A 16,782-nucleotide genomic window follows, 5' to 3' on the forward strand; every position below is an offset into this window, starting at 1 on the left:
ATTATGTGAAATGGGGGTATATGGGATATCAAGATATAAATGAGCAGCTTAGTTCTCTAGATGACGGCAGACATTTTGAAGATGAGGCTATGGATGAGTCTGAGGATGAAGATACGCCTGAATTTAGGGCATCGTGTGAAAAACTCGAAGAAGAAATGAACCGTCCAGAAGTGATGTCGGAATTTCAATTAGATGGAGCAATATATGAACAAGTTGATGAACGTATGAAAGAAAATATCTCGAATGTATTGGAAACTAAATGTCGAGCTTTTAGGTTATATAGTGAGAGGCGACTGACTGTGGGACAAATGATAGAAAAATGGATAAAATCTGTAGAACTTGGAGAAAGTCAAAAGATCAGGTTTGGCATGCCATACTATGTGTTCTTAGAAAATTTATCAATAATAGATTATCTGATATCTAATGTGTACTTGCTAAAGAAGTACGAGTTGTCCATTCATGAAAAACATCAACTAGACCTTCTTTCGTCAAAAGTATTCGACCTAGTTTCAACAGGCACTTATGTGAGTGAGGAAGTTTTGAAGTTATCGCCAACAAGTCTACTGGAAAAACGTAACAGCTATTTATCAAATCTAAAACAAATTGTATGTGAGGGCATTGAAAAAGATGGAGAAGAAAATGTGATAAAAGATTTTATAGTAGAAAGAGATAATAAATTTTATTGTATACAGTGTCCAGAAGTAAGCATTGTGATTCCTGTAAAATTCCTGAGTAATCCAGAATTTCAAAATTTAGATGGAGCGCTGAAATTTGGAGAAGGTGATGTAATCCGAATAAAAAACGGACAATATCATGATATAAAGAGCAGATTACAGATGACTTTTCCAATAAGCAACAGTGAAAAGATTGTAATGACTCTATCTTCTGAAAAGGCTGACAAACCAGAAAATGCCTCAAGCTTTGACAAAATAATAGTACATATGGAAGATAAAAGTTGTGAAATATTCTTAAAGTACCTTGGAGAGCTAAAAAAAGAACCTCGTATAAGCAAGGTTGTTAATGCCGCTAAAAGTTTTGTGCAAAACAAATCTCCTCTTTCTTCTATAGACGATGCTAATGTCCAGCAGCTTCAGAGTAATGTCGAAAGTTTACAGAGTAGTGGCCAAAGTCTAGGTTGAAAAAGTTTTAATGATTACGATACACATACACTGTTGCATATAGCAATAGTGTATGTGTATAGTTAATAGGGTTTGTAAACTTAATAAAGTCTACAACTAATTTGAAAACTACTTTATTGTATGCAAGACTTTGAAATACTAGAAAATCTAAAAACTAAAGCACTAGAAGCTGAAAAAGGAGGCGGTTCTAACAGAATCAATAAACAACACAAAAAAGGGAAATTAACTGCTAGAGAAAGGCTCAGTGTATTACTCGATGAAAATTCGTTTGAGGAATACGATAAATTCGTGAAGCATCACGCAGCTAATTTTGGCATGCAAAATGCTAATTTTTTAGGTGATGGAGTAGTGATTGGTCATGGTACTATTTATGGCAGAAAAGTTTTCGTTTACTCGCAAGATTTTACTGTCTTTGGTGGGTCACTTGGTGCGTCACATGCAAAAAAAATATGCAAAATTATGGATATGGCAATTAATGCCAGGGTTCCAATTATCGGACTAAATGATTCTGGTGGAGCCAGAATTCAAGAAGGAGTAAATTCCCTTGCTGGTTATGGAGAAATTTTCCAAAGAAACGTAAATGCATCGGGCGTTATACCACAAATCTCTTTAATTATGGGTCCATCTGCAGGAGGGGCTGTTTATTCTCCAGCATTAACTGACTTTACTTTCATGGTAAAGAATAGTTCATACATGTTTATAACCGGACCAGATGTAGTAAAAAAGGTTACCTATGAAGATGTGAGCTTCGAAGACCTCGGTGGAGCAAAAATTCATACAAGCAAAACAGGAGTGGCAGATTTTGCATTCAATAATGATGTTGAGATGCTACTCAAAATGCGTGAATTTCTTACCTTTTTACCAGCAAATAATCAAGAACCACCGAAATCTGTACCAACCTGTAATGATGTTAATGAGATTGATGAATCCTTAAACACTCTAGTTCCTACCAATCCTAACACTCCTTATGATATGTATGAACTCATTGAAAAAGTTTGTGATGAAAGGAAATTCTTTGAACTAAAACCTGATTTTGCTCGTAATATCATAATTGGCTTTAGTAGAATTGGAGGAAATACTGTCGGTATTGTTGCAAATCAACCTATGCACCTTGCAGGATGTTTGGATATTGATTCTTCAAGAAAAGCTGCAAGGTTTGTAAGATTCTGTGACGCATTTAACATTCCTATCATCACACTTATTGATGTTCCGGGGTTTTTACCTGGTACAAATCAAGAATACAATAATATAATACAACACGGAGCAAAGTTGCTTTACGCTTACGCTGAAGCGACTGTGCCGAAAATTAGCCTTATCACTAGAAAAGCATATGGTGGTGCATATATCGTTATGAACTCGAAACATTTAAAAGGTGACATAAATTATGCTTGGCCAACTGCTGAAATAGCTGTAATGGGCCCTGAAAGTGCAGTTGAAATTATATTTAGGCATGAAAAAGATCAGCAAACGTTAATCAAAGAATATAAAGAGAAATTTGCTAATCCATTTTTTGCTGCATCACATGGATACATTGATGACATTATAGTGCCAAGTAAAACAAGGCATCACTTTCACAAAGCATTAGAGCTACTCAAAAACAAGAAAGTAGAAAGGATATGGAAAAAGCATGACAACTTACCTCTGTAACTTTCTTTTAGGCCTTGCTTGCAAGTTATGCAATATTATAAGTGTAATCAGTGTGCCGTTACCAAGACTCGAACTTGGGACCTCGTCATTACCAATGACGTACTCTACCACCTGAGCTACAACGGCAAGTTTATATATTATGATAATGAATAATACAAAAAGGAATAAGGAAAAAGAAGAGGAGAAAAAAAGATTAGCGAAAGCTTTAAAGCAAAATATTTTGAAAAGAAAAAAGCAGCAACAGAGTAGACAAGATGCCAGAACTACCAGAAGTAGAAATAATCTCTAACTTTTTGCTTGATAAAATTAAAAACAAGCAAATTAGTAATGTTATAGTTAATAATTGGAATTTACGTGCCCTAATAACAAAAAATATTGATGATATGCTAAAGGGCAAAGTCATACGCAACATCAAGCGTAGAGGTAAGTATACGATCTGGAATACAGATGGTAGTATGGCTGTAATCATACATCTTGGCATGAGCGGAAAGCTTATATATGCTGACCATGATCAAGTGCAGAATAAGCACGATCACGTGGTATTTTTATTTTCCGATAATACTTCAATAATCTTTAATGATCCAAGAAGATTTGGATTAGTTATTATTTTAAGCAAAGAACAAGAAATAAATTTTTTTGACGGTTTCGGAATAGAGCCCCTCACGGATGAATTCAGTGGAGACTATTTACAGGAGTTGCTGAAAAACAAAAAAGTGAATATCAAATCAGCATTAATGGACAATAAATTAATAGTTGGCGTAGGCAACATATATGCTTCTGAGAGCTTGTTTAGAGCTCGCATATCACCACTTAGGCCAGCACAGGATTTGACGCATAAAGAGTGCGAAAAACTTGCTGCTGAAATAAAAAATACTCTGAGTGATGCAATTGCTGCAGGCGGTTCAACACTGAAAGATTATGCACAGCCATCTGGATCTGCTGGATACTTTCAAAATAACTTTTACGTATATGGTAAAGTTCAAAAACCTTGCAAAATCTGCAACAATATCATAACACTTATACGACAAAATGGCCGTAGCACTTATTTTTGCAATGTATGTCAGAATTGAGGTTTTATTTTTGAATATGACACTCTCACCTGAAAAAGATCCTTTTGATTTGTTTTCAAAGTGGTACAAAGCAGTACTTAATTCTCCGTGTAAACAACCAACTGCAATGACGCTAGCAACTTGTAGCAAAGACTGCATTCCATCTGCAAGAGTGGTATTACTAAAGGAATATAGTAAAGAAGGTTTTGTGTTCTTCACTAACATAAATAGTAGAAAAGGAAAAGAATTGACCGAGAACCCTAAAGCTGCATTAGTGTTTCACTGGATAGAATTTGCTAGGCAAATGCGAATTGAAGGAGATGTTAAACTTCTAAACGATGGAAGAACTGACAAATACTTCTCTTATCGAGCGCGCGATAGTCAAATTAGCGCATGGTGCTCAAAACAATCGAGCATTCTGAAAGATTGGCAAGATTTTGAGCAAGCTATAAAATTGAAGGAGAAAGAATTTTACAATACACAAGTTTCTCGTCCTGACTTTTGGGTGGGATTTTGCGTAATCCCAAAAGTAATTGAATTTTGGCAAGAAGGTGAATATAGGAGACACACCAGATTTAGGTATACCCTTATTGGGGAAAGTAATTGGAAAGTGGAACAATTATATCCCTAGCTACATTCGTTATTGCAGACCCTTCTTAATTTACCATTGAGAATTGGATGACACCCTACTAATCCGAATTCTGGATTAAGGATAAAAAAGAGCAAATAACTTATAATTTTATAGCTAAAGTGACTTAGGTTTACCGATAATTTGAAAAACAACAAATTCGTCATTCCGCTACTTGTTAGCGCCGCAGCGGTATGACGTAGGTAAACCTTTCTTGGGTTAGCTATAGAAGGTTAAGGACTGCAAATTTTTCATTGGACAGGCTTCTTATACTTTTGGTGAGGTTAAATTTTGAAGTGAAAATTTTAATAAACAGCAAATAAACAAGTTTATCAAAAAAAGAGTTAAATGTTAGGATTTTAAATAATACAGCATTCCGGACAATTTAAAATCAACCTGGGATGGAGGAAGTTAGTGGCGGTCACATACTCTTTCATCACAATGATAAAGAAGCTTACCTTTATCTCTGACGTATTTTAAAGGAATTTTGGGATTATTGATGTCTTTACCACCAGTATCATGCCATTTCTTTTCCCATGTAATATAATATGGTTCAAGGTCTTGCGGCGTTAATTTATATATTTCTTTTAGCTCTATTCCTTCATAAATAGCAAATACCCAATCCACCTTTCGGTATTTTGCAATTATTGTAGGATTCATATGATGATGAGTAGAAAAGCTTTTTGTAAGAAGAGCATTTACTGATTTAAGCTCATATTCATTACCATACTCATCAATGGCATCATTTCCCTCGCGTGCTGGAAGAATAGTGAGTCCAGTTAGTAATAAGACTTGTAGGATTTTCCCGCCGTTATCCTGAAAAATATCATTTATACCATACTTAACAGCAAACTCCTGATACTTCCGTATATGAGGAAATATATCTTTCAGACATTTTCTGTCTTGATCCTGATTTAGAAGTGCAGTAGGTTCAACACCAAGGGCATCTGCTATGCGCTCAACATTATCTATAGAGATATTTCTCTCACCACGTTCAACGGAGCCTATATATGTTCTGTGTAATTCACATAAATCAGCAAGAGTTTCTTGGGAAAGCCCTTTTATATTTCTTATCTTTCGTATATTCTGGGAAAGAAGTAACCGCAAAGATTGTTTTTTTATTTTTGTCATCTTTGTAAGATAATAGTTGACAATTATAAGTCTACAGACTATAAGTATCTTTCATATGGCACATATATTGGAAAAATTTAAATTTAATAATAAACCCACATATACTACAGATAGGGGAGCTGCATATTGTGGAGACTCTCTTAACCTATTGCCGCAATTACCAGATAATAGCTTAGATCTCGTAATAACCAGTCCACCGTTTGCTTTGCAAAGAAAAAAAGAATACGGAAATGAATCCCAAGCCGAATATGTTGCATGGCTTAGTCAATTTGCAAAATTAGTACATAGCAAACTCAAAGATACAGGCAGTTTTGTACTTGATCTAGGTGGGGCTTATGAAAAAGGCGTGCCATCCAGAAGTTTGTATAATTTTAGAGTGCTTATACATTTCTGTGATGACATAGGCTTCTTCCTTGCAGAAGATTTCTATTGGTATAATCCTTCTAAATTGCCAAGTCCAATTGAATGGGTAAATAAGAGAAAAATCAGAGCAAAAGATTCTGTTAATACAATATGGTGGTTCAGCAAAACTGAGTGGCCTAAAGCAGATGTCACAAAGGTGCTAGTGGAATACAGTGGCCGCATGAAAAAACTTATCGAGAACCCAAAGGCTTATTATACTCCAAAAGAACGACCATCAGGGCATAATATTGGTAGTAGCTTTGGTAAAGATAATGGAGGAGCTATTCCATCAAATCTTTTGCAGATTCCCAATTCAGAATCTAACAGCCAGTATCTTGCTGCATGTAAGGAACTAGGTGTAAAAGAGCATCCAGCTCGATTCCCTGCTAAATTACCTCAATTTTTTATTCGGTTTCTAACACAACCAGGAGATGTTGTTTTAGATATTTTTGCTGGTTCTAACACAACAGGTTTTATATGTGAGCAAGAAGACCGTTACTGGTTAGCATTTGAAGAAAATAGAGAATATCTTGCTGCATCTGCTTTTAGGTTTTTAGAAAAAAAACACTCAAAGGGAGAGTTAGAAATTATCTATCAACGCATTGTTCATGGTGAAGAGCAAGTGTTAAAGGCTAAGCAGTCTGTATTGGATCTTAAGTTCATTCAGCAGTCATTAGTAGTTTAGTTATGCTCTTTGTTCATGGTTTTCCCGTTTTTAGCAATAATTTTTTATATAAGCATTTTTGTTGCCTATCCTCAACACTTTCCACATTAGCGTTACTAGCAGAAGTTACTCTTAAATGTTTGTTCATGTTAGCTACAAACGTTAAGAAATTTACCAAGCGAAAAAAAGGCAAAAGAAGCCATGGGGTTGGCTAGTTACTTACATTATACTTTCAAATATGGCGTTTTTTTATCCTAAACGCTTAATAACCGCGATTCAGCTGCTTTTAAGCCGCAACTAATCTAAATTATAAACGTTAAGAAATTTACTAAGTGGAAAAAAAGGCAAAGAAACCTCCGAGTAGCTGGTCTTGACTCTCTATTACTGTAAGTGGCGCTGTAATAATGTGCTAACGCTTACAATAAGCGCGATTTGGCTGAATGTAGAAAAAATTTAAAAGACATGCAGCCGCTATAATTTTATATAATCCGCCAATAAATACTTTAAGTTTTTTACTGAATTTTTGTCATTGAACCCGCGCGGATCAAAAACAAGTTTTGAGTCGAAAAATAACCTTGTTGTCATAGTAATGGGGTTGGCGGAATTTGTCAAGTAAGTTTTGGTTTGTATGAGCTGCCTGAAACCACAATATTCGCACAGTTGGAAAATGGTTGCGGGAGTAGGATTTGAACCTACGGCCTTCAGGTTATGAGCCTGACGAGCTACCGAGCTGCTCCATCCCGCGTCGTTGTTTATTTAGCTATTATACTTGCAATTATAGGATATACAAGGATAAAATCCGCTATGGGTCGTATATTAGTATATTTATTAACTTTTTTGACATAATAGTTAGCTATATACGTCATAACCTACGTAATGAAAAATATAACTTGATACTGTGGTTTCCTGTGTGTCAGTGTGTAGGGATTTTAACCTATTTTTCCCTAAGTTTTGAACCAAGCTGCATTTTCACTATATCTATTTTTCTTTTGCTTCCACCTACACTAACTCTGATTGCGATACTGCGCAAAAGGTACACAATACTATGCATTGCTTTAATTGCAGTGCTCATAGGATTTACAGCTAGTAAATTAAGAACAGCTTTAGTTGATACTCAAATTCTTGATAAAGAGAGATACGTAAAAGATATAATTGCCACAGTGAAGGACATTAATGACAGGGGCTCATACAAACAATTTCTGCTTTCTGTTACAAAACCCTCTACTATCTCAAAATCCTCTCCTGTCATCCCAGTACTTGATACTGGGATCCAGAAAAAAAAGATATGGATTCCAGCGTTACGCGCTGGAATGACACCGGATAGAGCTCTAGATAACATCAGAATATCAGTTAGAACCAAAGTGGAAAAAGGCATTAAAATAGGCGATCAAGTAAAATTATCAGCAAAACTCTTCCCTCTAAAGATTGCGCCCTCGGAGCATGCATATGATTTTGCAAGAATAGCATATTATCAGAAAATAAGTGCAACAGGTTTTGCAACAAGCAAAATAGCTTTGCACAAAAAGGCTGAAGCAAGGAAATTTCAAGAATATATAGAATCTTTCCGTCAATACATTTATGAAAACCTGCAGCAAAATATTAAAAAACCACATGCAGACATAATTTCTGCATTACTAATCGGCAAAAAGGACGGAATAGACCAAAAAACTATGGATGCGATAAGAGATTCAGGTATAGCACATTTGTTTGCCATATCTGGTTTGCATTTATCATTTGTTGCTGTCCTGTTTTTTATAGTGTTTCGTAATTTATTCGCAATATCTGAAACTTTGACTCTTAAGTATAACACCAAGAAAATATCTGCATTCCTTACTATCTTGCCAACCACGTTTTATTTGTTGATTACCGGTATGCAAATTTCTGCTCAGCGTGCCTATATCATGGTGATTTTAGTACTCGTTGCAATAATGATAGAGAGAAAATATCGAGGGTTAATAGCAATTGCGTTTGCTGCTGCAGTGATACTCTCAGTAGAACCAGAAGCAATTTTAAAGCCAGGCTTTCAGATGTCATTTTCTGCGGTTTTGGCACTGGTTGCCAGTTATCAAATTAATGCTAATAAATTGTTCAAAATAAAAATAATGAAATATTTTGTATCGATAATGATCAGCTCAGTAATAGCAAGTTAAGCAACTGTTCCGTACACGATATACAATTTTAATTATTTTTCAATTAGTGGTATTATCACAAATTTAGTTGCTATACCAATAGTTACATTAATTATTATTCCACTTGGAATAATTTATGTCTTATTGATTCCTTTAGGTATTGAATGGATTATGGTGCCATTTATAGAGCGCCCAATTGACAGTATTTTGTATATAACAAACGCTATCGCTAGTCTTCAGTATTTGGTTATTCCCATTCGTACTTTTCCTGCCTCATCAATTATTATCATAACACTTGGTTTATTGTGGCTGTGCTTGTGGGAAAGAAATTGGCGTTTCTTCGGAATTTTCTTTATTGTACTAGGTATTTGCTTTAGCACCGCATATAAAACCCCCGACATCCTAATAAATGCTGATAATGTTGCTGCAAAGGAGAGTGATAACTTACTATATTCTCTCACCAGAAAAAATAGGAACTTTGTTGTCAAAACATGGGCGAAACAAAATGGGCAGAACCAAATTTTGAATCATACAAAATATAGCAATCCAGATAAAAGACTAAAGTGCAACGATTATGGCTGTATATATAATAAAGGAAATAATAAATCAGTACTGCTTGCTTATAAAAAAGAAGATATTTCAGAAAATTGTGATAAAGTTGATTTAATAATTCAATTAAGTGAATTCGACTATTCAGTTTGTAATACTAGAACTATTAAATACACCAATCTAAAAACATATGGCACACATTCAATTTGGTTAACAAATCGTTACGTAAAGATTAATACAGTGCGCTCTAACCGGCCTTGGCATAAGTTAAAAAGCTTGATTTTAAAGTGTTGTTAACATATAATTAATTAAATTTAAATGTAAGGAAATTTATGTATTCAGGTACTCAAGAAAGAAATTCTTTAAACCTCAACCTAACTCATGATCATAATGTAGCCAGAATAAATGATGCCATTGGTTTTCTCCCTAAAGCATGGCATGCAGCAAAAAAATATTCTGTAAATAATACCCTACCTATAGCAGTTGTGAACACTTGGCTTCAATTTTCTCTAGCCTACATAACTGCAATGGTAATAACCCTTAACGATTTAAGCTTTATTGCTACTTTTAACCCAACATTAATGCCAACTTACTTTCTGGTTTCTGTTATTTTTGGAGTAGTTTTATTAACCTCTCTTGCTCTAAGATATATATACAAGCAAGAAATAAAAGATGAGAAATCAAAAGATGGTGATAGTCCAATAGATATAAAGATTAGAGGTGGAAAAAGTGATGAAATAAATGAGATTGCTCAAAATGCATTAACAATAGAAATTGTTCCTGATTTGGTCGATAAAAAGCAAGGTTTTTCAATAGTTTTACCAATCTCTGAAAAACAGGGAGAAATATTAGAAAACAAAAGACAAGAGAATAGAAATAAAGTTATTTTGCTTACTGTGCCATATATGCTGAGCGGTCTAATTGTAGCTGGTGCATTGATACAAAATAAATTTAGCTTTGCCAATGTTCATGGTTGGGAAGAATGGGGTTTCATTGCATTCGTGAGTGCTGTCTTCATTGTTGGAATATGTATAGCATTGAGTAAATTAAAAAGTAATGAAGTAAATAACGCATGCAATATTGTTAAAAAATTCGATAATGTGGATATTTTACTCCCATGGAGAAAAGGTAGTGTTGTATCAGTAATGGAGAATAAATTTAAGAGTGAAGAGGAGAATGATCCGATATCTCGATTGGAAAGGTTATTTAATAGACACCTAACTGACTTTATTGATAAAATTTGCTATTTATTTAAGAACGATCTTTTAGGGCCTGCAAATGTTAATATTAAAGAAATGCTTGATGGCATAGGAAATAATATTAAGATTTTGCTTGATAATTTAGAGAAAAATATAGAAAAAGATGTAGATGAAGTTAAGAAAGAGGCTAATAGCGAAATTGCTAAATGCTTGCAAAGTATTAGCAAAAGTATAGGTGAGTCATTGAAAGAGATACGTACTGAATTGAAAGAAAAACTTAACCAACTTCAGCCTTCAGGAATGGGAAGTTATCTTGTTAAACTTGTGCCAACTACAAGCAACAGACAAGCTGGCGATACTGGAAATTCTCATGATCAAAATCACTCTTTGGAAAGTGATAATGAGTTCTTTGATTGTTCTGCGCTTACTGAGGAAAATAAAAAAGAAATAATTCAAAGAGTACGCAAAATAATAAATGACGTGGTACAGAATAAGCTTGAGTCGATACAAGAACAGCTTGCAACGTTGCAAGCAAACGGCAGTCCTGATAGCGCTTTAGGATCTGAAGATGTAGATAATATTGACCAATTAACATTAGAAAATAAAGTCAAAGAACTACGTGACACAATTAGAAAGTTAGAGCTGGAAGCAGAACAAAATAAGCTGCAGCAAAAGAAGGAAAAGTTAGAGCAAAAAAAATCTGAACAAAAAGAAACAGATGAATGGAAAGAAAAAATCAACGGCAAAGCAAGTGAATTTTTATATTATTTATTAGAATCTATTAAGCTGGAAGAAAAAGATAATAAAGAAAAAAAGGTTGAGGCAACATTACGGGATTTTGATAATAAAGTTACAATCCATTGGAAAGATGGCTCTAAGACAACTTGCCATATTAAAAAACAAGGTGATCTTCAAATTGAGCCTGGTACAAAATTAGATTTTGTAGACAAAGACACTCACGCAGCATTTAAAGTAGCGTGTGCAGGATAGGCCACTCAGTAGTAACCTTAAATGTTAATAATGATAAAGAGAAATTAAGGCTAGATATCTATTTAGCTGAAAAGTGCAACATATCACGCAGCAAAGCTCAAAGATTGATACAAAATGAGCAGGTGAAATTACTTGGCACACCGATAATTAATAATGACCACATAGTAAAACCAGGTGAAGAGTATATAGTACATCTCGTTCAACCTGACATATCCACATCAATTGAGCCTAATTATGACATAAAACTTGATATCGTCTATGAAGATGAGGACATTATAGTTCTGAGTAAACAAAGTGGATTAACAGTGCACCCTGGTGCTGGGACAAACAATGATACGCTCTTGAACGCAGTTATCGCTCACCTTGATGTAAGACCAGGAATTGTTCATAGACTCGATAAAGATACTAGTGGGCTGATGGTAATTGCAAAAAATGAGGAAGCCCATAGTTTTTTGTCTGAATTGTTATCAAATCGTAAAATAAAGTGAGAATATTTAGCAGTAGTTTGGGGAGCATTATCTTCCCAGCAGGGAACTATAAAAACTAACATTGCTCCCAAACGCGGTAATAAAGAAATGATGTGTGTAACAAAAATCACAGGCAAATTAGCAATCACTTACTACTTAGTGCAAAAAGTTATAGGACAAGCAAGCTTGGTTGAATGCACTTTAGAGACAGGCAGAACACACCAAATTCGAGTCCACATGAGCCACATAGGACATTCCATAGTTGGTGATCAAGTTTACGGAAAAAATAGTAGTAAAAGCACAAAATATGCTAAAAACTCTAGGCTCTGTGGACAAAATTTTAGAGAAGCCATACAAGAGCTCCAACAAAATTGAGAAAACCCATAAAAACCTCAGCAGTTTTATCAAATCTGGAAAAAATGCGCCTAAAATTTTTAATTTTACCAAAAAAATACTCAATCAAATGACGTTCTTTGTAGATATGCTCATCGTAATACCTTTGCACTTTTCGATTCCGTTTTGGCGGAATAACTACTGTACATCCCTTGTCTTCAAGACTTATAACAAAGGCATTGCTATCGTAGCCCTTGTCAGCTACTACAGTAGAGTTATAGATACTTTCGGTTAACACTTGTGCCTGCGTAATTTCATTTCTTTGACCAGGAGTCAGAGTAAATTTAAGTGGATTTCCAAGTGCATCGACAAGCGCATGTATTTTAGTTGTAAAGCCACCTTTGCTCCTCCCTAAAGCTTCTTGATCCTTGGAGTTTTTTGTATATCCAGATGAACATGGATGGGCTCGGATGATCGTATCGTCGATTATAGCAACTTCTAAATCAGGCTCTTGTTTAGTATATTCAAGCAATTTTTTCCAGACATCTCTTTCACACCATCTTTTAAATCGCTTATGTATACTCCTGTAATTACCATAAGTTTTTGGTAAAAGTCTCCATTGGCAACCACTTCGCACTATGTACCACACTGCCTCTATGAATATTCTTAAACGTTTTTCATCTTTGCTGTGCATTTCTTTTACGCTTTTTATGAACTCTAAAATTTGTTTCCAATTTTCCTCTTTGATGTAATATTGCATATGGTAGTTTCTCCATTTTTTACCTATTAGGCTAAACTACCATCTTTTTCTCTCTTTTCATATTTTTTGTCCACAGAGCCTAGTTTCATTCGTAATTTCAATAAACAAGCACTACATGCTTACAAATTAGGATTACACCACCCAAAAAGTAAGGAATACATGGAATTTGTCTCTGATTTACCGCAAGATATAAAAACTTTAATTGGTGAGTTTGAAAATATACCTAAGAAAGGTTTACCTGATTTTTGAAGTATAAACCGACAATTTGAAAAACCATCATTCCGCTATTAGTTAGCGGATGAGATACCGCGGGTGTTGCTTGGGTCAGCATAAATTGGCTATAACATTTTTATCATTTGTTCACCCTATTGGTTTTGAAATTAAGATTTATTGCAACTACAATTAGTACTCTTATCATCACATTTTGGTGTTAAGTCGGGATAGAACGTGAGTATAGCATCATTCTTTCTTACAAATACTGATTGATAATTGTCATCTTCCATTTCATATAGGCACATTCCATCTTTTCCTAATTCCTTGAACGCCTTAGTTGCAGAAATTAAAATATCATCGGCATGAAGGTTATATGCGTATCCATTTGGGCATTTAACTTTCACTTCCCCATCCTTACCCAAATATTTCATTCCAAATGTATAAACTGGTGGCTTAATATCTGATTTATTGCATAGGGACTTATCATTCCAAATTGCACCTGCCCATTTATCTTCTTGAGCTTCAACATATCTACCTACAAAATGCATACCACCTAATTTATCGTTTGGCTCACCACAAAAAATATGTCCAAACCCTATAGTTTCTTTTTCACTTTCATTATTTGTAAACCAAATGTTAGCCAGTTCATCTTTAAATAACTCCAAATCCGCATCTGGCGTAATCACTTGATGATCAAGCTTATCATATATTCCTTTTACTACTTCTTGATGCTGCGGACAACTAAGTAAAATTTTGAAATCTTCTTTATCTGGATGTGCTCCCCAATCTCCACAAACTTTCAACACTCCTCCATCGAAGTCAGTTAATTCTGGAAACGGTGGTATATAACCTGGTTGTGAACTGAAAAATGGTTCAAAATTGACCTTAACATTTTCTTCTACATAACTGGTGTGAAAATAATGATCCTTAATATAAAAAATAAATCCTATTATCGGTATTATTGAACACAAAATTAGTTTAACTGTCTTCGACATAATCACGTTCACAAAAAAGCTAGCCTATAAGAAACAATTTAAAAAAGTTTTAATCTAATGTTGAGTGCATTTTTGCAGAGCAGCAACTCCCGGCATTTCATCACCACCCAGCCAACTTAAAAACGCTCCTCCACCAGTGGAAACACATGTAAAATCCTTATCGGTAAGGCCTGCAGCGCTTACTGCAGATAGACTATCACCTCCCCCTATTATGCTGGTTAACTTTCCTTTGTGCGTTAAGTCACTTACGACTTTCATTACCCCTATTGTACCACTTGCAAAAGCTGAATGTTCAAAAACACCAATAGGTCCATTCCATAGCAGAGTCTTACTGCTTGCTATTATACTGCTTATTGTACTCAAAGTTTGTGGTCCGATATCCAAAATTATATCACCGTCCAAAATGGACTCAGTTCTTCTTGAAATACTAGTGCTGTAATCAGAGTTTACTGCAACCAGAACGTCTTCTGGCACAACTATTTTGCAATTGTTTTTATTTGCTGTTTCAACAATATTATGTAGAAGGTTGTCAACACCATTTTGAAAGAAAGATTTTCCTATATTTACTTTGCTAAATAACAAAAAATTATTAGCAATTGCACCTCCGAGAACTAGGTAATCAACCTTTTCTGTTAGCTTTATAAGCATTTTTATCTTAGTTGACATTTTGGCTCCCCCAACTATCGCAGTAATAGGTTTAGCTTTAAACGATACAGCTTTTTCAAGATACTTTAGCTCATCTTGTAAGCAAAATCCCGCGTAGGAAGGTAAAAACTCTGTAATGCGTGAAATAGAAGCGTGAGCTCTGTGAGAGCAAGAAAATGCATCATTTACATATATATCCGCTAGAGATGCTAGTTGTTTGGCAAAATTTGAGTCACTCTGCTCTTCCTCTTTATAAAATCTTAGATTCTCTAGTAATATTATATCTCTTGCATCCATAGCACTCACTGCTTTTTGCACTTTTTCACCAACGCAATCATCAATGAATTTCACTTTTTTATTTAGTAACTGCGATAAAGTGTCAATTACATTTTTTAGCGACAGATTATTGTCTCTGGCCTTTGGGCGTCCGAAATGCGATATAATAATAATCTTTGCACTTGCATTCACTAAATACTCAATAGTAGGCAATGCTCTCAAAATACGAGTGACGTCACGAATTTCTCCATCTTTTATAGGAACATTGAAGTCAACTCTGAGTAAGACGGTTTTATTGTGAAGATCACAATTTTCTATACTAGGTATATTCATTGTAAAACTAAAGCTATAAAGCCACTATACAGCAGTTTGACCTAAAGTAAAGTTTTAAGTTTACGAACGTTTAAGGAAATTTGCATCCAGATGGTGTCATGAAAGTAGCTGACACTGGTTCACTCTATAATGGTGTCATCCAAGTAGCCGACACTGGGATCCAGGTTGCTTACAAGCAAATTAGCATAGAAAGTGGTTACAACGTTTTCGATGAGATTACAGGAACCATTGTCAGCTACTCGGATGACACCATTCTTTTTTCTGGATCTCAGTGTCAGCTACTTTCATCTGCCACCTGCAAATTGCAATGTTCGTGCAGTTATGTGTCACGCTACTTGGATGACACCGTTGAAAGAAATGAACCGCCTTTTCAAAATTGTTTTGAATAGAGGAATAACATTCACAAGTAAAATTTCATATTACCATTTTTTAATTTATGTATTATAATAAGCTTAATCTATAAGAAAAACAAAGTTGGAAAAGTTGGAAGAACTAAGCAAAAACTGGGTGATAAGAACGGGAAGATTTTTATCTTCATTGTTTTTTTTACTGTTGATTGCGCTATCAATACGTAGTTTTTTATTCGAGCCATTTCATATACCTTCTGGTTCAATGAAAAGCACCCTACTTGAAGGGGATTACATTTTTACTAGTAAATATTCATACGGTTACAGTAAACACTCATTTCCATTTTCTCCAAACATTTTTAGCGGTAGGATTTTTTATACCCCTCCAAAGCGTGGCGACATAGTAGTTTTCAAACCCACAAGAAATGACAGCATCAGGTTTGTTAAGCGAGTAATAGGAACACCAGGTGACAAAGTGCAAATGATAGAGGGAGAATTATACCTAAATGATCAGAAAGTAGAGCGAAGGCAAATTGAAAGTTTTTTTGATTATGAGTCAAATCGTAACATACCAAGATATATAGAAACGCTTTTAAGTGGCAAGGAGCATGAGATTTTGGTAGATAACATTTCTAATAAGCTATCATATAACACTCCGGTTTATTATGTACCTAACGATCAATTTTTTGTTATGGGAGACAATAGAAATAATTCTTTGGATAGCAGGTTTCCTGAAGTTGGTTTTGTACCAATGGAAAATATCATTGGGCGTGTAAGTATAGTTGGTTTATCGTTTAAATTGGGGAAGGTCGATTGGTTACCATTTAATTTCAGGTTACCTGTTGCTCTGAGATTTGACAGGATATTGCATAAAGTTGTGTAAACT

The 16,782-nt window shown here is 34.8% G+C and carries 13 protein-coding genes, 2 tRNA genes and 2 pseudogenes; 11 read left to right on the forward strand and 6 right to left on the reverse strand.

Annotated elements, in window-relative coordinates:
- The first annotated feature begins 20 nt into the window (after positions 1–20).
- Both OM966_RS03900 and OM966_RS03905 read left to right on the forward strand, forming a co-directional pair.
- Positions 21–1,139: a hypothetical protein gene (locus OM966_RS03900; RefSeq protein ID WP_264328885.1), complete on the forward strand. Its 1,119-nt coding sequence runs from the start codon at positions 21–23 to the stop codon at positions 1,137–1,139.
- Positions 1,140–1,259: 120 nt separating this feature from the next.
- Positions 1,260–2,786: an acyl-CoA carboxylase subunit beta gene (locus tag OM966_RS03905; RefSeq protein WP_264328886.1), complete on the forward strand. Its 1,527-nt coding sequence runs from the start codon at positions 1,260–1,262 to the stop codon at positions 2,784–2,786.
- Positions 2,787–2,839: 53 nt separating this feature from the next.
- On the opposite strand, the gene OM966_RS03910 is transcribed toward OM966_RS03905, so the two are convergent.
- Positions 2,840–2,912, reverse strand: a tRNA-Thr gene (locus OM966_RS03910).
- 128 nt (positions 2,913–3,040) lie between these two features.
- Here OM966_RS03910 and mutM point away from each other — a divergent pair.
- Entirely contained in the window at positions 3,041–3,856 is an 816-nt protein-coding gene (gene mutM, locus OM966_RS03915; RefSeq protein ID WP_264328887.1) for a bifunctional DNA-formamidopyrimidine glycosylase/DNA-(apurinic or apyrimidinic site) lyase, read from the forward strand.
- Positions 3,857–3,872: 16 nt separating this feature from the next.
- Complete coding sequence (gene pdxH / locus OM966_RS03920) at positions 3,873–4,466, forward strand: pyridoxamine 5'-phosphate oxidase (RefSeq protein WP_264329042.1); 594 nt, start codon at positions 3,873–3,875, stop codon at positions 4,464–4,466.
- Between the two features lie 408 nt (positions 4,467–4,874).
- Here pdxH and OM966_RS03925 read toward each other — a convergent pair whose 3' ends face one another.
- Positions 4,875–5,594, reverse strand: a complete 720-nt coding sequence (locus tag OM966_RS03925; protein WP_264328888.1) for a helix-turn-helix domain-containing protein — start codon at positions 5,592–5,594, stop codon at positions 4,875–4,877.
- Between the two features lie 67 nt (positions 5,595–5,661).
- Here OM966_RS03925 and OM966_RS03930 point away from each other — a divergent pair, with 67 nt between their 5' ends.
- A complete protein-coding gene (locus OM966_RS03930) occupies positions 5,662–6,681 on the forward strand; it encodes a DNA-methyltransferase (RefSeq protein ID WP_264328889.1) in 1,020 nt (339 codons plus the stop codon).
- A 647-nt stretch (positions 6,682–7,328) separates the two neighbouring features.
- Here OM966_RS03930 and OM966_RS03935 read toward each other — a convergent pair.
- Positions 7,329–7,405 (reverse strand) — tRNA-Met (locus tag OM966_RS03935).
- Positions 7,406–7,502: 97 nt separating this feature from the next.
- On the opposite strand from OM966_RS03935, the pseudogene OM966_RS03945 reads away from it, so the two are divergent.
- The 3 genes and pseudogenes from OM966_RS03945 to OM966_RS03955 all read left to right on the forward strand — a co-directional run.
- Positions 7,503–9,635: pseudogene (locus OM966_RS03945) on the forward strand (ComEC/Rec2 family competence protein).
- A gap of 35 nt (positions 9,636–9,670) precedes the next feature.
- Entirely contained in the window at positions 9,671–11,527 is a 1,857-nt protein-coding gene (locus tag OM966_RS03950; RefSeq protein WP_264328891.1) for a hypothetical protein, read from the forward strand.
- Between the two features lie 56 nt (positions 11,528–11,583).
- A pseudogene (locus OM966_RS03955) lies at positions 11,584–12,348 on the forward strand (RluA family pseudouridine synthase); the annotation flags it as partial.
- Here the strand turns inward: OM966_RS03955 and OM966_RS03960 are convergent.
- Positions 12,335–13,087, reverse strand: coding sequence for an IS5 family transposase (locus OM966_RS03960; protein ID WP_264328892.1), 753 nt, complete (start codon positions 13,085–13,087; stop codon positions 12,335–12,337). The pseudogene OM966_RS03955 and the gene OM966_RS03960 overlap by 14 nt on opposite strands.
- Before the next feature lie 66 nt (positions 13,088–13,153).
- On the opposite strand from OM966_RS03960, the gene OM966_RS03965 reads away from it, so the two are divergent.
- On the forward strand, positions 13,154–13,336 hold the full coding sequence (locus tag OM966_RS03965; RefSeq protein ID WP_264328893.1) for a hypothetical protein: 183 nt from the start codon (positions 13,154–13,156) through the stop codon (positions 13,334–13,336).
- A gap of 131 nt (positions 13,337–13,467) precedes the next feature.
- Here the strand turns inward: OM966_RS03965 and OM966_RS03970 are convergent, their stop codons facing one another.
- Positions 13,468–14,295 carry an EndoU domain-containing protein gene (locus tag OM966_RS03970; RefSeq protein WP_264328894.1) on the reverse strand — a complete coding sequence of 276 codons (828 nt, stop codon included), beginning with the start codon at positions 14,293–14,295 and terminating at the stop codon, positions 13,468–13,470.
- 54 nt (positions 14,296–14,349) lie between these two features.
- Entirely contained in the window at positions 14,350–15,549 is a 1,200-nt protein-coding gene (locus tag OM966_RS03975) for a phosphoglycerate kinase (RefSeq protein ID WP_264328895.1), read from the reverse strand.
- 80 nt (positions 15,550–15,629) lie between these two features.
- Here OM966_RS03975 and OM966_RS03980 point away from each other — a divergent pair, with 80 nt between their 5' ends.
- Together OM966_RS03980 and lepB are read left to right on the forward strand one after the other, a co-directional pair.
- Entirely contained in the window at positions 15,630–15,938 is a 309-nt protein-coding gene (locus OM966_RS03980) for a hypothetical protein (protein WP_264328896.1), read from the forward strand.
- 94 nt (positions 15,939–16,032) lie between these two features.
- A complete protein-coding gene (gene lepB / locus OM966_RS03985) occupies positions 16,033–16,779 on the forward strand; it encodes a signal peptidase I (protein ID WP_264329043.1) in 747 nt (248 codons plus the stop codon).
- Positions 16,780–16,782 lie beyond the last annotated feature (3 nt).

The sequence above is a fragment of the Wolbachia endosymbiont (group A) of Andrena hattorfiana genome, from assembly GCF_947179565.1.
Lineage (GTDB): Bacteria > Pseudomonadota > Alphaproteobacteria > Rickettsiales > Anaplasmataceae > Wolbachia.